The following is a 20,084-nucleotide window of genomic DNA, read 5'->3' as shown; positions in this document are numbered from 1 at the left end:
AATTTGATACACAACACCCTCTTGCCAGAATGCTCCCACATTAATCCTCCTCTGCTCAGATGGTTACCCACTTTTCTTGTGTAAAGGATTCAATAATAGAATCAATTGTTTTCTGATTGATATAGCCATCCTCGATCGAGGCGTCCAGTCCGTCTGCATTGCCGTTCAGAAGGTCGAAGAATGCTTGCATTTGGTCGACTTTGAATGTGTCCGGAATCTCAACTTTACGGAAAGCTTTGCCTTCTTCTTCCGCTAAATTCACATAAAGAGAATCCTCTTCTTCGAGATTATAGACCAGTGATCCCTTCGTTCCGTAAATCTCCATCTGCTGGTAATTCCCGCGTCCATATGCAAATCGGGATATAGACATGGAGGAAGATGCTCCGTTATCAAGCTTTGCCAACACATGACAATAATCATCTACGTCTACGATTCCTTTACCTTCTGCATTTAATAAATTCCGTTCCCGGATAATCGTGTCGGCGTGTGAGATCACGCGGTGGGTTTCACCTACCAGGAAGCGCATCAGATCCAGAATATGCGAGCCTAGATCGCCCAATGCCCCTGAACCGGAAAGCTCCTTCTGGAACCTCCACTGTAGAGGAATTTTTTCGTTTATGGCCCAACCTTGGAAATATTGGCTGTAAATATGGTTGACATGGCCCAGCTTTCCTTGTTCAATCAGCCATTTGGCGTACCTGACTGCCGCTTTGTACCGATAAGTAAAACAAACCATATGAGGCACTTGAACATTTCCCAACATTTCCCTTAAAATCGCTGCTTCCTTAGTGTCGAGAGAGATGGGCTTTTCCAGCGCAAAAGGCTTGCGTTGTTTAATCGCTTCGTATGCAACGGCAAAATGATTAAAGTTAGGAGTTCCTATCGTTACTGCGTCTACATCCGGAGCCCTGAGCATATCCTCATAATTCGTGTAACAACGAGATTCCGGTATATTTAATTCGGTTGCCCTAGCTAACAGGGACTCTTTGTTAACGTCACAAATAGCCCATACTTCAGCATCCTTGCTTGCCAAGGTTCCTGAAATATGAAAATTCGCGATTCCACCTAATCCAATCACACCGATTTTCAGCTTTTTCATAGCCACCACCCGTTCCTTAGGTTCCTGAATTACTTCCCCAGTATAGGCTGTGGTACAATGAACAGGAATGTCGAATAGATACTCTTCTTGTACAATAGCGACTTTTTTTCGATTAAGGAGGACCAGATTTGCTTGCTATCAACGTGTGTATAGTCCCTAAAATAAAGCTCATGGGGTATATCTCCTACAAGAACCCCTGGATTCATTTTAAGAGAAATCTGAATGAATATGTCCTTTATTTCATCAAGAGCGGCGAGCTTCATCTCCAAGAAAATGGTTGTTCCTTTATCTTAAAAAGGGGCGATATCTTTATCTTAGAGCCTTTTCTTGATCATGAAGGCACCGAAAAGCACGTTTGTGATTATTACTACATCCACTTCGAGCATCCGGATATCCAATCGCTCCAAATAGAGGATTTGCTGCCCCTCGCGAAAAGCTTTATTCTCGAGGATAATCAGACAGCAAAAGAATCCGATTTCGATAACATGCAAAATAATGATACCTGCTACTTCCCGAAATATTATACATTAACCAACAAAAACAGCCTTCACCAAACCTTCCATGCGATGAACGAGATGCTGCAGCTATACAAACGCAAGCATTATAATCGCAGCTTGACTGCTCTTAAATTCTCTGAACTTTTAATCGAGGTTTCTCGTGACAATTTAATGAATAAACTTCAAGGCAATAACAGAAAAAACACGAAGTCGTTCAAGAAGGTACATGCGTTATTGGACTACATCCATCAATACTACACCAGAAAAATAACCAGCATTGATATTGAAAGGGAACTTGAATGTAATTACGACTATCTTAATCGCGTCTTTAATGAAGTGACTGGTCACACCATTACCCGATATATCAACTTGGTTAGAATTAACCATGCTAAGGAATTGATTGAGGCCACTCACCTAAGCATCGGCGAGATCGGTTATCTTACCGGACTTGAAGATCCCTTTTACTTTAGTAAAGTATTCAAAAAATACGTTGGTCTCTCCCCTATCCAATACGATAAGAAAATACGGGAAACCACTTGATAAATTGAAATAGTTGCTCCTAATTTTGTAATTCTAAAGGTAAAGAGATGGTGCAAACCGTACCTTTGCCTTTTTCACTTTCGTAAATAATACTTCCCTTCATCGCCTCGATGATTCGTACAGCAACAGAGGTTCCGAGCCCTGTCCCGCTTTCTTTCGTTGTATAGAACAGTGTCCCGATTCGCTGGATCTCTTCTGGGGTCATCCCTTTGCCTTTGTCAATTATTTTGATTTCTGCTTGATCATCTTTTAATTCTAGTTTTATTTGAACCACTGCCTTTTCCAATGAAGCTTCTACTGCATTTTTAATTACGTTGACTAATGCTTGCTGCAGTTGACCGCGATCGGTATGCATAAAAATTTGCTCTTCCACTACACTATCGAACCGTATTCCTTTGTAACTTGCTAGTGGCGTTAACATTATAGTGATATTCTCGATTAAATCAGATAAAGAGAAATTTCCATATTTTGTCAATTTCGGCTTTGAAAAATTTAAATAATCATTTATTATTGCCTCTGCTCTTGCAATCTCATCTAGCGCAATTTGTAAGAAACTTCGATTTTTTCCCTCAACGATAGTTTCACTCATGAGTTGTAAAAAGCCTTGAACAACGGTCAACGGGTTGCGGATTTCGTGGGCAATGGAGGCGGCGACTTCACCTAATGTCTTTAGCTTTTCCGCACGTTGAATTTCCTCTTTCATTAAAGCTCTTTCAAGGTTTAATTCCTGAAGGGTGCAAGATAACCAAGTCCCTAATGTTTGAATCAATCCAAACAACAAAATTGCCCGGATGGGCTCAAAATTCAAGGGCTTTTCAACTTGATTAAGGAGTGTAAATGAAATTAAAATAAGCAGCATCACAATGGAAGGGATTACAGAAACGAGGATCACTGCTCTTATTCGTCTGCGTCCGGTTAATCGGCCGATTTTCTTGGCAAATATTAAAGGTCCCAAAAACGCCAACGTAATGCTTATATATCCAAATACTAAGGCATTTCCGCCTAGATAAGTCCGGGTAGCCAAAATCATTAAGTAATTGATGAAGCCAGCAAGCGGTCCACCGTACACCGTAGAAATCACAAGTGGGACATACCTGAGATCCCAGTACAAATCTAGTGCGTAATATGAGAAAATCAAACAAAGTGAAGACGAAATCCCATGCAAAAGACCTATTGTATATGGAGATTTGGAGTGCGGCCAACGATCACCAAACGCTGTAAAGACTAAAACAGGAGCCAAGACGATTAGAACGTTAAGAAATAATTTTTCTAGAAACATATCGTTGTGCGAGCCCCTTATTAATTATTAATAATATCTTTTGGAATGCTTTTTCGGCAGTCCTTCTGATACCAATTAATTCTTCATAGCTATGTGATTTCCTCTTATTTCGCCTCTGCAGGACCTTGAGCAATACCGCCGTTTATTCCTGGCTTTTAATCGGAGCCTGTTAAAAAAAAGTCCCGACAACTCATTCAAGAGTCATCGGGAATTTCGCAATTATACAGAGAAAAAAATCACTTCCAACGATTATCCTTTAACGGCTCCTGCAGTCAAGCCTTTCATGAACGTACGGGAGCCGAGCATAAACAGAATCAGCACGGGGATCGTTGTCATCGTAAGCGCGGCCATTCTCGCTGCGTAATCCGTCCGATGAACGTATCCCAGATTCGATATGAAGATCGGAAGGGTGAACCATTCGGCTTTATTAATCGTGACCAGAGGGAGCAAGTAGTTGTTCCACGACCATAGGAATACAAGTGTCGCAAGCGTGGCCAGTCCCGGTTTGATGATCGGAAGCACAATTCGCAGAAGGATCCCCGGCTCTGAGCAACCGTCAATCCGTGCGCATTCAAGCAAGTCGTTAGGAACCGAATCCCGCATGAATTGAATCATGAAGAAGGCACCGAAAGGGAACGCGGCCCATATAAGAATAACTGGCCATAACGTATTACCGACCCCGATATTTCTCATTTCAATAATATATCCGATCAGTCCCACCTGCGCCGGCACCATCATTGTGAGCACTACAAACATTTGCAGTCCTTTGCGCCCTCTGAATTCAAACTTCGCTACAGCATAACCAATCAGAGTGCTTGTAAGCAGCGCAAATACGACGGAGGCGACTGAAACAGTTAGGCTGTTTCCATAAACCCGCAGAAAATCGGTTTGGAATACAGTCTTCAGGTTTTCAGCCAAATAGCTCCCTGGAAAAATCGGAATTCCCTTAAACAAATCCTCGTTGTAATGAGTACCCATGACTATCATGATGTAAAAGGGAAACAACGACAACAATGAGATCAGAGCTAGACAAATCCACATGAGTACCTTCATCGTTTATCCTCCTTAGGCGCCGTAAGACGATAGCTGACCAGCGAGAAGATCACGATCAGCAGGAACAGCGAATAGGCGATCGCCGAAGCATAACCGAATCGAGTATTGGTAATGAACGATTCGTCTACGAACTTCCAAATAACGGTAAGCGCTGTATTGTCCGGTCCGCCGACTTGCGCCGATCCCGACCAGCCGCCATACAGCAGCTTTGGTTCGTCGAACAGCTGCAGCCCGCCGATGACGGAAGTGACAACGAGAAATACAGTGATGTTTCTCAGTAAGGGCATCGTTATACGTCGGAAGGTGTGAAGTCCGGTCGAGCCGTCCATTTTGGCCGCTTCGTAAATATCTTGCGGAATGACCGTCATGCCTGCCATATAGATAATCATGAAATAACCAAGATTTCGCCAGATGACCATCAATGCGATAATGGCTCTGGAACTCCAAGGATCTTGGAGCCAATAGAAACCTTCCTGCAGCCATCCAAACTTCACCATGAGCAGGTTTACGAGTCCGGTCTGCCAGTCGAACATATAAGAAAAAATAAAACCGATGGCGACAGGCGTCGTGATATAGGGTAACACGTTTATGGTCTGAATCAGTTTCTTGCCGCGAACTAGATGAAAGGTCCAATAGGCCAGCAGCAGTCCGAGAATTAGAGTTATCGGGATGAACATCGCCATCATGATCAAGGTATTCCATAATGATTTGATAAACAACGGGTCGTTAGTCCACAGTTGAACATAGTTTCTGAAGCCGATGTATGTTTTGGCGCTAATACCGTTCCAATCATGCAGACTAAGCATGAACGAATAGACGACAGGATACAATTGAAAAGCCGCATAAGCCAGCACAAACGGCAGGGAGAAAAGATAGGGCCACAACTGTGGCCCCCATCTGCGTTTGCGGGATGCGGCAGAAGAAACACTTACTCTTTCCGCGTTCACTGTCATCCCTCGTTTTGGCTGTTTTTTATTTCACCGTTGCCTCAGAAGCTTTGTTCTTCAGTTCGGATTTGAACTTATCAAGCGCTGCGTCGGCTGTTATAGACGGGTCCTTGGTCCATAATGGATATAAGGAGTTAGATACGGAATCAACGACTGAATCATATTTGGATTGCGGTGAGCCTTTCATATCGGGAATGACGTTTTCTAAGTAATATTTAGCCAGATTCTGACCTCCGAAGAACTCATCGTAGGCTCCAGGTGATTCGAACAATGCTTTTTGTTTGTCATAGAATGATTTATTGCTCGTCATGTTTCCGAAGGTTTTGAAGCTGAATAACGAACCTTCCTCGGATTGATAAGCGAATTGAACATAGGCCCAAGCGGCTTCTTTCACTTTGCTATCCTTGTAAATTCCGATTGCGGTTCCTCCGCGCGTAAATCCGACCTCCGGTGCCTTTACGAGACCCCAACGTCCCTTGCCCTCTGGATCGTTAGCGGAAATATGCCATTTAGGACCCCATGGCGCCATCGGATAAAACATGAATTCGCCTTTAGCCATGGATGCCGACCAGGCCGGCGTCCACAGTTCGTTCTTGCCAAGAATACCGGCATCGCGCATTTTGAATAACGTCTCGATTGGCTGTTTCAATTTCGCAGTCAAATCGACTTCGGTGCCATTGACATAGGGTGTAATATTTTGATTTTTCAATACGAGGAAAGCATCGCCGAGGCCCGGGAACATGAGCACTTTCCCTCCGCTCTTCTCTTTCAGCTCAGTACCCTTCGCGATGAAATCATCCCAAGTGGATAATAGCTTCTCTAGCTCGGCCGGGTCATCGGTCCCCCAATACTGCTTGGCGAGGTCGCGTCGGTATGCGAAGCCCGCTGGCGTAATCGCCTGATCGACGGCTACCACTTCACCTTTGGAGTTCGAAATATAGGGTACCGTATAGTCGAGCACGCTTGTTCTATCGAAGTTGTATGGAGCCGCTTCTAGATTGTCCAATACGTCCAGATCGAACAGCTTGCCGCGATATGCCTCTTCCCCGAGAATGACATCCGGCACGTCGGAACCGGAAGCGATGCCGCTTTGAAGCTTTTGCAAGTAGTCATTCGGGTTAACTACGGTAACTTCCACTTTGATGTTCGGGTATTTCTTGTTAAACTCCGGAATCATTCCTTTATCGAATGCTTCGTCCCAATCCCATACTTTGATCGTAGCGCTCAACTGCGTAGGATCTGCGCTCTCGGGTGCTTCTGCGGATTGAGATTCAGATGGGCTTGCGGATGGCGCGGTGGATGATGATTGCGAGTTATTGTTGTTGCCGCCGCAAGCAGAAAGCAGACCAGCCAATAAGATAATCATGATAAAACCAATATGCCCTTTTAATAAACGTTGGTTGTTCATTTTTTTACATTCCCCCATGATCAATTTGGTAAGCGCTTCCCGGATTTAATCGTACTCCACCGCTCGTGTGCGCGGTATGAGTGAAAACGGCGATTTTGTATAAAATCCTGCGAAAGCGCTTTATTCTGTCTCCGTCAGGGGAAGTCGAATACGAACGAGTGTCCCTCTTCCCTCGCTTTCGATTTCAAGACGCGCAGCTGCGCCGAAATGTGTTTGAAGCCGCTCCCGGATGTTCGACAGACCGATACCTCTTGTCCGTTCGGGCTCCGCCGAGGTGCCCGAAGCGGAAATACGGCTTTTAGTTGCCTCGATCCCTTGACCGTTGTCTTCTACCTCTAGATACAATTGACCGTCCGCCTTATAAGCCCTCGCCACTATATCCCCTTCCATGATATCCGAAGGGACGATTCCATGAACGATCGCATTCTCGACGAGCGGCTGCAATGCCATTCTCGGCACGGGCATGTCCAGCAGCGCTTCATCCAGCTCCCAAGTCAGACGAATCCGACCAGGGTACCTTGTTTGCTGAATAAGCACGAATTTATCGACAATCCTTTTTTCGTCCGCCAGCGGTGCCCGTACAGCACCCTCCCCCGTCTTGATCGTATCCTGCAAAATTCCGATGAGTGCCTGCGTCACTTCAACTGCTTGACTGTTTCGATTGGCATGGGTTAAGTAGATAACAGTGTTAAGCGTGTTGTACACGAAATGCGGATTGATCTGGGTCATCAGCAGATCAATTTGCATTTTTCGTTTCATCTTCTCGCTTTGAACCGACGTCTCGATCAAATTCCTCAAATCATGTACCATCCGGTTGAATCCTGAGCCTAATATCTGCAATTCATCTCCGCTGCGGATGGTAACGCTAGTAGCAAGGTCTCCTACGGCAACCCTCTTCATCGCGTGGGTGAGCCGGGACAACGGCTTCGTCAGGTTGACGATGATTGGCAGCATAACAACAAGAGTGAAGAAGATTCCGCACAAAATAATGATGATATAGAAATAGAAGATCCGGTTGATCTTCTCGAATAATCTGGGTTTGGAAAGAAGCGCGGCCTGCTTCCAGCCCTGATTCATCGAATCGTCGGCTAGGACGATGCGACTTGCGTCTTCCCGATACGATTGACCGCTGGCGAGGGTATCGGCCATGAATGTCGCATCGGACTGCGCCTGAACGTTCCTTGTGGCAAATAAAAGCTCGCCCGAGCCTGTATAAAGCTCTACCTGTTCAAAATCTTGTGAGCTTTGCAGGAACACGTTGCCAAGCTCGGAATAGGCGATATCCAGCACCAAATAGCTGTACGGTGATCCATTATCCCCGATCGGACGGAATTTGAGCACATAGCTGAACACCTGACGATTCCCGCTGAGGAAGAAGAACGGATGCGGTTCTGAGTATCCATTGCGCAGCTCCTTCCTTTTCTCAAACCATTCCTGCTTCAAATATTCCTTGAAATAGTCCTCGTACCCGCTGAAATTGGAATAAGTCTCTCCGTCTGGACGGACGATCAGTACGTTGAGGATGAAGTTATTGATCGCGGTGAAGCGCTTGAGTTTCTCCTGTGTTGCGTATTTGCGGAAATAGTTCTCCTCAATGTCAGAGCTTGGCGGCTCATAGATAAGCGAGGTTATTTCATCGTCAGAAATAATGTATTCTGCTGTCTTCATGACCTGCTCTTGAATTTTCTTCAGTTGGAAGGAAACCTGGGCCAATTTAGTCCGACTGTCTTTAATCGATTGTTCGCGCACAATATCTTTGGAATAGTCATAAATAAAAAAACCGCTGAGCACGAGAGAAAGCGAAACGACCAGCACTGTACTCGCGATGATTTTGGTGCGGATTTTCATTCGCATTGGAGCTTCACCTTTGCCTCTCCATGTACTCGAGCGGGTTCATTCCCGTCGTCTTGCGAAAAACTTGACTGAAATAACGACTGTCGCGGAACCCCACTCGCTCGGCTATCTCGTATACTTTGTATAACCCTTCATCCAGCATTTTTCTCGCATGCTCCATACGAATGTCAGTCAACCGGTCAAGCACCGTTTGACCGGTTTCCTCCTTGAACAAGTGACGAAAATGGTCACGGCTTATCCCAAGATGACGTGCAATCGTATCCGCGCCAATATCGTCTTCCGCAAAGTGCATATCCATATAATCGAGTGCCAGCCTCATTTTACGGGAAAGAGCGGACTGCCCCCTCCCCGCTGCGGATATCGCTTCTAGCTCTGACAAGAACCAAGTTCTTATTCCCTCTAAGGAAACCCATGGAGTGGAGGATATTATTTGTTGTTCCCACAACTCCCGAAGGGATGGCAAATGAAATGACACTCTAGAGCGATTCACCATGGAGATCAATTGCCTGCACATATCCGTGAAACCTGCCAAATCGCGCGAGGATGCCGCTAGGTTAAATTGTTCCGACAGTTCCAAGCGAGCCTCCTCAAACCTGTGCGCCGCCACCATTTCCTTAATACGGCTGACTCCCTCTTCCCATGCTAAAGTCTTGGATAGACGGTCCTCCGGTCTTAAATCGTTTAAGCGATGGGTATGACTGGGACCGAAGAAAATGGACTTCGCCAGCACCCGAAGAGCTTCAGCTAGTTTGATTGGAACTTCGGCGAAGCTGCGTAACCCCGATACGATGGACATCGACAAGGTTCCCTCGGTTATCCGTTCCATCGCATTCCGGGCGTCTGCGGCTTTCCCCTCGAGTAAATCCCGCATTCTCCCTTCTCCGCTTACTCTGTTGTCCACGTAAAGGAGGACGAAAACATCCTCGCGGAATCGGACTGCTGCCAATTGGCCCTCAGAATCGTCGTCCTCCGGCCATTCCGTTGGTAGTAACGGCACGGATAGCGAGGGTTCCGTCCCAAGCCCCGCTAGAAGCGGAAAAGGACGGTCGGCCTGCAGGACGATAATATGCAGCCTGTCAAAGCTTGTGCTTCGGCCAAGGAATGCCGTCTGCCATTGCTTATCCGATAGTGGACTTCCCGCAAGCCATTCACCTATAAGTCTTCTTCGGTCCTCTTCGCGTTGCTTCCTTTCTCGCTCGATCTCCTGGCTTAAGCTGCTTAACTCGCGAGTCAGCGTCTCTACATCCATTTCATGCTTAACCCAGTAATTCGATACGCCGAGCTTGACTGCTTCCTTGGCATAGTCGAATTCTTTGAAAGACGTGAGCAAGACAATCTTCGAAATCGAGTTGAAGGACAATATTTCCTTGCTCATCACCAGCCCGTCCATTCCCGGCATGACGATATCCGCGATTATTAATTCGGGATGAAACTTCCGAGCCAGCTCCAACGCCTGAGATGGCTTAGTCGCCGTACAAACGATTTCGTATCCAAGCTGTTCCCACGAGACCAGCTGCCGAATATGCTCAATCGCGAGAACCTCGTCGTCTACGATCATGACGCTGATCCTTTTCATCCGGAGATCCCCTTCCTTCAATTCCTAACTTATTTTATTAGTTGCACATTTGCTTTTAGTTAAACCAAATTGAGGTATTAGAAGTGATATAGTGGTAGTTTTGCTTCTACACTGAGTGGAGGGTTTACGAGGTTTACTTACTGTTGCGGAGAATGAATTCCAGCATTATTTTATTCGGCAACGGATAAAGGGGCTGCTCCATAAGATCAACCTATGGGACAGCCCCCTGGAAGCTGCTATTTCTTCGATCTTGCCGTGCACTTAAGAATTCGAACTCCATAAAGAGGCAGTGAAATATTGCCCGAAACGGGTTCGCCAGTTTCGGCATCCGAATATTCATGATCATCCAAAGCAAATTGCGCTTCCTTACCGCTAAAGTTAAGGATAAAGATATATTCATATTCTCCGTCCGTACGAAGCTGCGAGGTGACACCCTTCGGTAGATCGGCGTCAATAGAACGTCGAACGCCTGCGTCTTGAACGAGCTTACTATAAAGCGTCTCATAGAAAGAAGCATCGCTTACGCGTGCAGCTAAGTAGAATGCTTTACCTTCCCCTAGTGAGTTCATCGTTAGAACAGGCCGTCCCTTATAGAAATCGCTCTGGTATACCGCAAGTACATCGGCACCCTCAGCATGGATCAGCTCACATAGCTCATGAATCTCAAAGGTTCCGCTTACTCCAAGCGGATTGCCTTCATTCATGACTAAGCCGTTGCGATCATGTTCATGAAGACCTTCAATTTCTTCCGCCCATACACCAACAGTGTTTCGAAGAGGTCCCGGGAATCCATTCAAATGGCACAGGTCGTTCTCGTCAACGATGCCCGACCAATAGGTGACAAGTACGGTTCCCCCGGCTTTTACAAACTGCTCGATTCGCTCTCCCGTTTCTTGTCGCATGAGGTATGCCATTGGAATAACGATAAGCTTGTAGCTATTGAAATCATCCGAGGAGCCAATAATGTCCGTTGGAACACCTAGCTCCCAAAAAGCGCGATAATGCTGTACGACCATTTTCTCGTAGTTTATCCCCCTGTTCAGAGGTCCTTGAGCATCGTTCACTGCCCATCTGTTATCCCAGTCGAACAAAATAGCCGCTTCCGCAGGAACCGATGTGCCAATGACTTCTGTTAATTCCGATAAGGTCTTACCAAGTGTTGTTACATCTTGGAATACCCTCGTATTCTCATGTCCGACATGATCGACTACCGCTCCATGAAATTTCTCACTGGAGCCCCGGCTCTTGCGCCACTGGAAATACTGCACCGTATCCGCACCATGCGCAACAGCCTGCAGGGATGACAATCGGTGCATACCCGGGCGCTTCAGCTTGCTAACCGGCTGCCAATTCGTCAGACTCGGAGTGCTCTCCATCAGCATGAACGGCTTCTTCAGCAAGGAACGGAATAGATCATGATTGAAGGCAAACCAAGAGGAAATATCACCCTCCGATTCCTTCTCGTGCCATGTCGGATAGGCATCCCAGGATATAACATCCAACACTTCGGCGAACTTCCGGTAATCCAATCCATAGAATAGGTCCATCATATTCGTTGTGCAAGGAAGATCAGCGTTCGCTTCCTTCAAAGGAACGATCTCATGCTGATAAAAGTCAATCGTCTGGTCGCTCACGAAACGTCTCCAGTCGAGATTCATACCGTGAACCATGGTTTCACCATGCGGGGCCGGCGACTCGATTTGCGACCAGTCGGTATAAGTGTGGCTCCAGAACTTAGCCCACCAAGCCAGATTTAATGCATCCAGTGTGCCATATTTACGTTGCAACCAGCCTCGGAAGGCGTCCTGGCAATAATCACAGTGGCACTCCCCGCCGAACTCGTTCGAGATATGCCAACCAACAACAGCTGGATGTAAGGAATAGCGTTCAGCCAATTTACGATTCATGATCGAGACTTTCTCCCGGTAAACCGGTGAGGTGTAACAATGGTTGTGCCGATGACCGAACAAATTACGTTGACGATTTGCACCCACCCGGAGAACCTCCGGATATTTCTCAGCCATCCATGCAGGGCGTGCGCCGCTTGGGGTTGCCAGCCATGCATAGATTCCGTTCTCAGCAAACGTATTCAGCACATGATCGAGCCATTCGAATTGGAAATTCCCTTCCTCCGGCTCTAAGCCAGCCCATGAGAAAATTCCGACTGCCATCACGTTGCAGTTGGCTAACTTCATCAAACGAATATCTTCCTCTAACACCTTCGGATCATGCAGCCATTGATCGGGATTGTAATCCGCGCCGTGCATGAATACCGGCAATTTATGACTGATAGGTGGATACCGTTTACTCACAAAACTTCCTCCTTATGAAAATCGATAGTTAATACCAGTAAGACATCGCTCCCTTTATCTGAAAATGTCGTCAGTAACGACAATTTCTTCACAAAGGAACGATGTCCTCTTAACCTATTTCAGCACTCAAGTTATTTATTTATTTTTGTGCTGCAAGGAAAGCGTCGATTTGAGTCTGCATTTCCTTTTGAATATCGTCAATACCCGCAGCCTTCATTTGCTTATTCAGATCCTCTAATGCTTTATCCACGTCTTTGATCACGCCATATTCAAGCGGAATCGCATATCTAAGCATAACATTACCAACATTAGCAACCTGCGATTTCACGTTGGTGTTATTGAATACGAAGGTTTCAAGCGGATAGTGATACACTTTCGCTTCCCAACCGAGCTGCATATCCGCAGCTTCCTGAGGGAATTCCTCATTGCCGCGGTTCAATGGAGAGTTAAAGCTCCAATTGGAGAATCCAGTATAGTTAACGCTCGCGTCTGTTGCTTTGAATTTATCATCGCCAACAGGTGTATAATGTACTCCAGAAACACCGTACATCATAAGATCATGCAGTTCTTTATCCGTTTGCATGAGATCGATGAACATCAAGGCACGTTCCGGGTTTTTGGATGTTGCATGAACCGATGTTCCGTTTTGTGTAGAAATGGCCGTCGATTTCTTGCTATTCGGAGTGATATCCGCTAGAGCGACTTCAAATGGTGAATTTTCCTTACGCATCAGGGCCATTAAATTTCCAAGGGTCCCCATGTTATGGGTTATAGATGCCGTCTTACCTTCTTTGAAGTCCTGTTGATGATCGTTCTTGCTATTCAATACGTTCTTGGACCATGCATTGTTATCAGCGAGATCCTTATAATAGTGAATTAAATCTTTGAATTCCTGTGATTCGTATACGTTAAAAATTTGTCCCTTTTCATCCGTTAGCTTAAAGCCAAGCGGAAGATCGAAATCCAGCATGTTCCAGTCGCTTTGTTGCTTGAGCAATACGCGATCGAGGTTGTGTAATTTCCAATCTCCCGTTTCCGGAGTAAAAGGAATAACTCCCTTCTCGTTTGCGGCTACTGCTTTCAAATAGTTAGCATAAGCTTCCGGACTGTCGATAGCCGGAAGATTGTATTTCTTACGCAAATCTTCACGGTATAGGATAAGCTTCTCAACGGATTCCCCTTGATTCTGAGGGACCATATACAGCTTTCCATCTACTTTTGCTTGGCCCCAACTCACTGCAGGCATTTCTTTCCAAGTTGTTGGCATATATTTAGAGAGCATATCTTCCGTTAATTCCAGAAATCCACCCTTCAGCGCTTGATCATTATATCCAGCCCAGTTCGCGGAATAGATTAAATCGAAGTCTTCATTAGCTGCTAATTTCAATGGATACTTCTGCGCCCAATCGGACCAATCCAGGAATTCGCCCTCGATCGTTGCATTGATTTTTTCTTTTAGCTTGTTGTTAAGCTCAGTGAAAACCACATCATAATCAACCGGTTTAGGTCCAACGAATATCATCTTCAATTTAACTTCTTTAGAGGTATCCAATCCGCCTTCTGTTGCAGCGGGTTGCGACTCACTTGCTTGCCCAGTTTCCGCAGCCGGTTGTGTGCTCTCTGAAGCTCCCTTATTGTTGTTGCCTCCACATGCGCTCAGAATCATTACCAATGTGAGTACGATAGACAATAAAATCAATTTGCTCTGCTTTTGCATTTGGATATTTCCCCCTAATCGTATATTCAAATCTATTGATAAACCAAGTTTCCTTGGAATCATCCTTTTACCGCGCCAATTGTTAAGCCCTTAACGAAGTACTTCTGAATGAATGGGTAAGCGATTAGAATCGGTCCGCTTGCCACGATGGTCATTGCCATTTTTAATCCCTCAGTTGGAAGAGCTGTAGTCACAACCGCTCCTGATCCCATCATAGCCTTTCGCATACCATCCATATTCCCAAGCATTTTGTATAGGTAATATTGCAGCGGCATCAAATTCTCGTTCGATACGAACAGCAATGCATGATACCAATCATTCCAGTACCCAAGTGCGAGGAACAAACCTATGGTCGCTAACGCCGGTTTAGCAAGCGGAAGAATAAGACGAATGAAAATGAGGAAATCACCTGCACCATCTATTTTTGCCGATTCTACTATCGCTTCCGGAATGTTACTCATGAATGATTTCATGACGATAATGTAGAACACGTTAAGCAGCATAGGAATGACTAATGCCATCGGGGTATCTTTCAAATGGAGATAGTTAACCATCAAGAGATACCAGGGAACAAGCCCGCCGCTGAACAATGTAGTAAAGAAAAAGAAGAAGGAAAATTGATTCCGCCATTTAAAGTCTCTTCTTGATAGGCAATAGGCGGTCATCGCAGTAAGGAATAAGCCAATCAGCGTACCTGCTGCGGTCACGAGCAATGTCACTGAATAAGCTCTGATCAACTGGTCGGGGTACTTAAACAGGATTCTATAAGCTTCTATAGAAAAATCTGTTGGGAAAAACTGATACCCTTCCAATACAATTTTGCTTTCTTCGGATAGTGAAGAAGATATGATTAGAATAAAGGGGAGTATACATAGAATGGACAGAAATGCTAGCGAAACATAACCGATAGTGGAGAATATTTGGCGGTCCATTTGTTTCATTCCCGCAGATTTGACAACTTTTTTATCGAAGCTAATATCGGCTGCACTCATTTGATCACCTCCCTATTAGAATAAAGCACGGTCTTTGTCATGTTTACGAACGGCATAGTTTACGAGCATAATAGTCGTAAATCCAAGAACGGATTGATAAACTCCTGCTGCAGCCGACATTCCGATATCATTCGTAGTAATGAGAGTTCTGAATACGAAGGTGTCAATTACATCTGTAGCAGAGAACAATATCCCGTTATTGCCAATCATGTTATAGAACATTCCGAAGTCTCCTCGGAAAATGTTACCAACCGCCAACAGGGTCAGGATAATAACCGTCGGATATAGGTTTGGAATGGTAACCTTCATAATTCTCTGGAAAATATTCGCACCATCCATCTCGGCTGCTTCATACATTTCAGTATCAATGCTGGTAATAGCGGCTAAGTACATCACTGTTCCGTACCCAAGCGACTTCCATGCGGATACGATGACTAAGATATAAGGCCAGTACGCAGGCGTGTTGTAAATGTCGATGGGTTCCATGCCTATTCCTTTGAGGATTACATTTACTGTTCCGATATCATAATTCAGTAAATTATAGGCAATAGCTCCAACAACGACCCAGGAGATGAAGTAGGGGAGAAACAACACCGATTGGGTTATTTTCCTAAACCATTTGCCTCCGACCTCAAAAAGCAGGATCGCTGTAAAAATTTGAAGTAAATTGTTGATCACAATAAATGCAATATTATAAAGCGCAGTATTCCTTGTGACCCTCCAAGCATCCCCGGATTCAAAGAAAAAGCGAATGTTATCAAGTCCATTCCATTGACTGCCAAATACACCGCCCGCGTAGTTGTACTGTTTAAAAGCAAGGATGATCCCTACCATCGGAACATAAGCAAATAGGAGAAAAAAGAATACTGCCGGCGCCAGCATCAGCAATATCGTCCTATACTTAACTACATCATCCCAAAATCCATGTCGATTCATTCTGCATCCCTCTCTTATCTCTGTATAGTCTTATTATAAGAAAGAGGGGTCAGCGATATAATTAAGAGAAACAACTAAAACTAATACTAATTCAACGATACGGTTAAAAACCGACAAATAAAACGGCTTCGCCGTCCTTTAGTCGGTTCTAAGAATGATTGGGTCAGCACCTCTAGGTTCAGAATCTGTACCTACAGCTCTGAAAAGAGCCGCTTGAGCGCCTCTAGGTTCGGAATCGAGGCTGTCGATTAACAGTTCATAACTTCGGAAATCTGCGGGAGACCACAAAATGTATGCGAAAAATCATACAAAATGAGCGTCACACACATCGAATCAGTCGATTCTATACGAAATTTCATACAAAAAAATTTGATTTGAGCCCGGATTCTGGAAATGTATGCGAAAAATCATATACATTCTCTACATGTGTAGGCGGAGTCTATGCCCTTCTTATTTGTAAAAAAATGGCCCATAGTCATCTTCCGACCAGAGCCACTAGGTTATCATTCCTATATTTTATGCTTTTTTCGATATTCTCCGGGAGACATTCCCATGGATTGCTTGAACTGTCTGTTAAAATAAATAATGTTCTTATATCCGACTTGTTCGGCAATTTCATAAACTTTCTTGGTGGGGTCTTCCAATAGCTCACATACGCGTTTCATACGCAATTCAATTAGAAAATCGCTGAATAAAGTATTCGTCTCGGCTTTGAACAGGTGGCCCAAATAATTAGGAGTAAAGTCGAAATGCGCAGCAACCTCGTTAAGCGTTATTTTCTGCTCCAATCTATTCTCCACATATTGTGTAATTTCTTCGATCAGCTTTCGTTTTTGTCTTTGTTTCTTCAAATACAGCAGCTCGGATAATTCGAAAAACCTTCTTCTTAACCAAGAGAGAATATCATGCACGGTTTCGAATTGAAACAGAATAAACGGTTGATGCGAGTCCCACTTAAGAATGTCATAAAGATGCTCATTCATCTGCTGCAAGTCGGCATGAAGCTTTGAGGTAATACGAATGATAAGATCATAAATATCGTTTTTCTGTGTTAGCGGCTTGTCCCCATTAAACAGCTGGATCAAACAATCATCAATCGTCACTAGGTCATATTCCAGCATGGCTTTCAGCATTCGATTAACGCTTTCTTCGAGGTTCGATGCCATCCTTTCTCTTGGCGACCATTCAGCAGCATCCTGAATCAACCTGTTTTTCCCGACAATCCATTTAATGCTTAACGCGGCTTGCGCTTGCCGATAGGATTCATGCAGCTTGTCTACCTCGGTTGTGTACATACCCGTTCCGATCGTAAGTGAAGTCGAGAACTCTTGGTTAAACGCTTGAATCAGCTCTCCAAGCAATGCCGTGAAATATTCTTCCGGGACTGTAGCTAATAGAACATAACGATAATCATAGCTAGTCATAACCGTGCCCAATTGGTTGGCGTGGGAGAAATGACGGATAAAATTCGTGACCTTCGTCGTAAACAAACGTCGCTCTTCTTCGGTCATATGTTTGTTCTTCCAAGCTATATCGTCTATTTCAATAATAGCAACAGCTGATCCGTCTCTTAATAAAGGCGTTAAAAAGTTTTGGATATATAAATCTACCGGTCCCGGAGTCGTCTCATTAAACCAGCGGAGCAGAAGCTCTTCATTCACAAGCGACAAGGCTTCCGATAAGGAAATATCCTGTTTCCGTTCTTGTTCAATTTTGGTGCAGAGCTGGATAATCATTGCGATTAGTTCATTGTCGTCCACGGGTTTAAGCAAATAACCGCTGGCATTTAACTGAATCGCCTCTTTGGCATAGCTGAAATCTTGATGTCCGCTAATAAAGACGATATGGACATGAGGATTGATTTCCTTCGCTTTTCGCGCGAATTCCATTCCCGACATAATAGGCATACGAATATCCGAGAGGATGAGATCTATTCGCTTTTGCTCCATTATTTTCAAAGCCGCGAACCCGCTTGTCGCCGTCCCGACTTCAAGAAAGGTTAATTGATCATTGCTCGCCACCCGACGCCTTAACCATTCCAAATCAACAGCCTCATCATCCACCAATAGGATGTTCATGTTCATACCTCTGTCACCTCTTGTGATGATCCAATTATGATAATTGTTCCTCATTCTCACGTATTTCTGTATTTTCTATTGGGAGGATAATTTGAACTGTCGTTCCCGCTCCATAATAGCTGGCAATATGGATTCCGAAATCCTTTCCGTACCTAAGCTTTATCCGTTCCTCCACATTTTTCAGGCCGTATCTATCCAGATGGATCGTATTAGACAGCATTTTTTGCACAGTTTCAGGTCTCATCCCTATCCCATTGTCAATGACTTTCAATTCGATACGATCCCCTAACCGTTTCCCCGTAATTCGAATGGCGATCGTTTCACCAAACCAAGCATGTTTAAATATATTTTCCACAAACGGCTGCAAAATCAACTTGATGATGGGAATGTGTATAATCTCAGGATCAATATCATAATAAACCTTGAAGGCATCCGCATACTTCACTTTCTGAATCTCAAGATACGATTCTACCTGCTCCAGTTCATTTCCAATGGTTATATATACTTGTCCGCCATTCAAAGTCAGCCTATAGAACTTAGAAAGCTCTTTGATCATTTTTGTGACCTTCTGGACTTCTCCCAAGTTAGCCAAGCTGCCAATCGTCGATAATGTATTGTAAAGAAAGTGAGGACTAATTTGGGCTTGGAGTACATCTAACTCCGCCTGCTTCTTCTGAATGCCCTGCACATATACATTCTCGATAAGCCCTTGAATGCTTGTTGCCATCTGGTTAAATGAATCGGCAATATGCACAAATTCATCGTTGCCGGAGAATCCAATCCGCTTGTGAAAATTTCCTTCCTGGAAAGATCGGACTAATGTCACAATCCGCTTCATTTTTTTCCCGGAGAGACGGGCCACAAGGTAACCTATACATGCCATGACCAAGAAACTGATCAAACAAACCGTACCGATCACCTTCTGCATCCTGCTGGCATCTTTGTTTAAGTATGCATAAGGCACCAATGTTTCTATCACGAAATTTGTTCCGGGGATCTCTTCCCTTACACTCAGATAGGAGCCCTTGTATATTTGTTCATCCGGAGCGCCTCGCGTATACATATTCGTACCCGCAGCAACATCAATAAGACGTAAGCTAATGCCTTGTTCAATGGGAAAAGTGTCGAAATTACCTAGAAGCTCATCAAACCGGGCTGTAACGCGAACATAACCGATTACGGATGAAATGCCGCTGGAATCAACCAGTTTGCGAAAATGCGAGATATTATCCAACTGGCTATCCGTGTCGATCTGAAGCCATAGGTTATTTTTGTTTAAGGATAGGATGGACTTATACCACTCGCTGTTCTCTATGCTTTGGGAGGAAAGAACATAATAATCGCTTCTATTGATCGGAGTCGACATATTATCGCCGGGAACCTCTAGCATCTTATCGTTTACCGTATATACGGCCAATCGGATTTTATTCCCATACAGCTGTAAAGGCGCCTTCATTTGGGGGATCATGTCATCCCTCATCTTAAGCATAACTTCCAGCGGTTCTCCCCTATTCTGAAGAGCGTTCTGGAATGTAATACTGGTAAACAGTGTGTTAGACATTCGCTGGATTTCATCCATTTGGTATTGAATGTTGTTCCTAGTCTGTTTCAAGGCAGTCCGAATATTGGTCTCCGCCATCTCGGTCCGAGATTGAATGAGCATCGTATATGAAATGTAGCCAATCAGCACATCTGTCAATAATACAAGGACAAGATAAGGAATCATCATCTTGTAAGTAAATGGAATATATAGCTTACTAGGAATGAATCCTCTCATTTGTTCCCCTCCTATACCC

General features: G+C 44.6%; 14 protein-coding genes. 1 reads left to right on the top strand and 13 read right to left on the bottom strand.

Features of this window, described 5'->3' with window-relative positions; all coding sequences use genetic code 11:
- Positions 1-55: 55 nt before the first annotated feature.
- Positions 56-1,099 carry a Gfo/Idh/MocA family protein gene (locus tag ACESLK_RS02300; protein ID WP_372661614.1) on the bottom strand — a complete coding sequence of 348 codons (1,044 nt, stop codon included), beginning with the start codon at positions 1,097-1,099 and terminating at the stop codon, positions 56-58.
- Positions 1,100-1,227: 128 nt separating this feature from the next.
- On the opposite strand from ACESLK_RS02300, the gene ACESLK_RS02295 reads away from it, so the two are divergent.
- Positions 1,228-2,136 (top strand): AraC family transcriptional regulator, encoded by a 909-nt coding sequence (locus ACESLK_RS02295; protein ID WP_372661612.1) that lies wholly within the window; start codon positions 1,228-1,230, stop codon positions 2,134-2,136.
- Between the two features lie 19 nt (positions 2,137-2,155).
- Here the strand turns inward: ACESLK_RS02295 and ACESLK_RS02290 are convergent, their stop codons facing one another.
- From ACESLK_RS02290 to ACESLK_RS02235, 12 genes are all read right to left on the bottom strand, one after another.
- Complete coding sequence (locus ACESLK_RS02290; RefSeq protein ID WP_372661609.1) at positions 2,156-3,415, bottom strand: ATP-binding protein; 1,260 nt, start codon at positions 3,413-3,415, stop codon at positions 2,156-2,158.
- A 249-nt stretch (positions 3,416-3,664) separates the two neighbouring features.
- The gene (locus tag ACESLK_RS02285; protein WP_372661606.1) at positions 3,665-4,468 is read right to left on the bottom strand and encodes a carbohydrate ABC transporter permease; all 804 of its coding nucleotides are present in this window, start codon (positions 4,466-4,468) and stop codon (positions 3,665-3,667) included.
- Complete coding sequence (locus ACESLK_RS02280; protein ID WP_372661603.1) at positions 4,465-5,421, bottom strand: carbohydrate ABC transporter permease; 957 nt, start codon at positions 5,419-5,421, stop codon at positions 4,465-4,467. The genes ACESLK_RS02285 and ACESLK_RS02280 overlap by 4 nt, the downstream gene beginning before the upstream one ends.
- Before the next feature lie 19 nt (positions 5,422-5,440).
- Positions 5,441-6,823: an ABC transporter substrate-binding protein gene (locus tag ACESLK_RS02275; protein WP_372661600.1), complete on the bottom strand. Its 1,383-nt coding sequence runs from the start codon at positions 6,821-6,823 to the stop codon at positions 5,441-5,443.
- Between the two features lie 120 nt (positions 6,824-6,943).
- A complete protein-coding gene (locus tag ACESLK_RS02270; protein WP_372661597.1) occupies positions 6,944-8,677 on the bottom strand; it encodes a cache domain-containing sensor histidine kinase in 1,734 nt (577 codons plus the stop codon).
- A 7-nt stretch (positions 8,678-8,684) separates the two neighbouring features.
- Positions 8,685-10,253 (bottom strand): response regulator transcription factor, encoded by a 1,569-nt coding sequence (locus tag ACESLK_RS02265; protein ID WP_372661594.1) that lies wholly within the window; start codon positions 10,251-10,253, stop codon positions 8,685-8,687.
- Positions 10,254-10,489: 236 nt separating this feature from the next.
- A complete protein-coding gene (locus ACESLK_RS02260; protein WP_372662123.1) occupies positions 10,490-12,520 on the bottom strand; it encodes a beta-galactosidase in 2,031 nt (676 codons plus the stop codon).
- 184 nt (positions 12,521-12,704) lie between these two features.
- A complete protein-coding gene (locus ACESLK_RS02255; protein WP_372661591.1) occupies positions 12,705-14,282 on the bottom strand; it encodes an ABC transporter substrate-binding protein in 1,578 nt (525 codons plus the stop codon).
- 59 nt (positions 14,283-14,341) lie between these two features.
- Complete coding sequence (locus tag ACESLK_RS02250; RefSeq protein ID WP_372662120.1) at positions 14,342-15,214, bottom strand: carbohydrate ABC transporter permease; 873 nt, start codon at positions 15,212-15,214, stop codon at positions 14,342-14,344.
- A gap of 75 nt (positions 15,215-15,289) precedes the next feature.
- Entirely contained in the window at positions 15,290-16,210 is a 921-nt protein-coding gene (locus tag ACESLK_RS02245) for an ABC transporter permease (protein ID WP_372661588.1), read from the bottom strand.
- Between the two features lie 509 nt (positions 16,211-16,719).
- Positions 16,720-18,294, bottom strand: coding sequence for a response regulator (locus tag ACESLK_RS02240; RefSeq protein WP_372661585.1), 1,575 nt, complete (start codon positions 18,292-18,294; stop codon positions 16,720-16,722).
- Between the two features lie 28 nt (positions 18,295-18,322).
- On the bottom strand, positions 18,323-20,065 hold the full coding sequence (locus tag ACESLK_RS02235; protein WP_372661582.1) for a sensor histidine kinase: 1,743 nt from the start codon (positions 20,063-20,065) through the stop codon (positions 18,323-18,325).
- Between the last annotated feature and the right edge of the window lie 19 nt (positions 20,066-20,084).

Origin of the sequence: Cohnella sp. (genome assembly GCF_041640265.1) — a bacterium.
Lineage (GTDB): Bacteria > Bacillota > Bacilli > Paenibacillales > Paenibacillaceae > Cohnella.
The sequence above is the reverse complement of the archived record's forward strand: the minus strand, read 5'-3'. Positions and strand labels throughout refer to the sequence as shown.